Annotated in this window: 1 rRNA gene; it reads left to right on the forward strand. The window is 58.8% G+C overall.

Features of this window, described 5'->3' with window-relative positions:
* Positions 1-1,337: ribosomal RNA gene (locus ABD231_RS42025) — 16S ribosomal RNA — on the forward strand; the annotation flags it as partial.

Raw genomic sequence — 1,337 nt, forward strand, 5'->3', positions numbered from 1 at the left:
TAAGCCTCGGAAACGGGGTCTAATACCGGATATCATCTCGCGCTTCATGGTGTGGGGTTGAAAGTTCTGGCGGTTGGGGATGGGCTCGCGGCCTATCAGCTTGTTGGTGGGGTAATGGCCTACCAAGGCGTCGACGGGTAGCCGGCCTGAGAGGGCGACCGGCCACACTGGGACTGAGACACGGCCCAGACTCCTACGGGAGGCAGCAGTGGGGAATATTGCGCAATGGACGAAAGTCTGACGCAGCAACGCCGCGTGAGGGATGACGGCCTTCGGGTTGTAAACCTCTTTCAGCAGGGACGAAGCGAAAGTGACGGTACCTGCAGAAGAAGGACCGGCCAACTACGTGCCAGCAGCCGCGGTAATACGTAGGGTCCGAGCGTTGTCCGGAATTATTGGGCGTAAAGGGCTCGTAGGCGGTTCGTCGCGTCGGGAGTGAAAACTCGGAGCTTAACTCCGAGCCTGCTTCCGATACGGGCAGACTAGAGGTAGGCAGGGGAGAGCGGAACTCCTGGTGTAGCGGTGGAATGCGCAGATATCAGGAAGAACACCGGTGGCGAAGGCGGCTCTCTGGGCCTTACCTGACGCTGAGGAGCGAAAGCGTGGGTAGCGAACAGGATTAGATACCCTGGTAGTCCACGCCGTAAACGTTGGGCGCTAGGTGTGGGGGACATTCCACGTCCTCCGTGCCGCAGCTAACGCATTAAGCGCCCCGCCTGGGGAGTACGGCCGCAAGGCTAAAACTCAAAGGAATTGACGGGGGCCCGCACAAGCGGCGGAGCATGCGGATTAATTCGATGCAACGCGAAGAACCTTACCTGGGTTTGACATATAGGGAAATCCTCCAGAGATGGGGGGTCCGTAAGGGTCCTATACAGGTGGTGCATGGCTGTCGTCAGCTCGTGTCGTGAGATGTTGGGTTAAGTCCCGCAACGAGCGCAACCCTCGTCCTATGTTGCCAGCACGTTATGGTGGGGACTCATAGGAGACTGCCGGGGTCAACTCGGAGGAAGGTGGGGATGACGTCAAGTCATCATGCCCCTTATGTCCAGGGCTTCACGCATGCTACAATGGCCGGTACAAAGGGCTGCGAAACCGCAAGGTGGAGCGAATCCCAAAAAGCCGGTCTCAGTTCGGATTGGGGTCTGCAACTCGACCCCATGAAGTCGGAGTCGCTAGTAATCGCAGATCAGCAACGCTGCGGTGAATACGTTCCCGGGCCTTGTACACACCGCCCGTCACGTCATGAAAGTCGGCAACACCCGAAGCCGGTGGCCTAACCCCTTGTGGGAGGGAGCCGTCGAAGGTGGGGCTGGCGATTAGGACGAAGTCGTAAC

Source organism: Kribbella yunnanensis (assembly GCF_039529655.1).
In the GTDB taxonomy this organism is placed as follows: domain Bacteria; phylum Actinomycetota; class Actinomycetes; order Propionibacteriales; family Kribbellaceae; genus Kribbella; species Kribbella yunnanensis.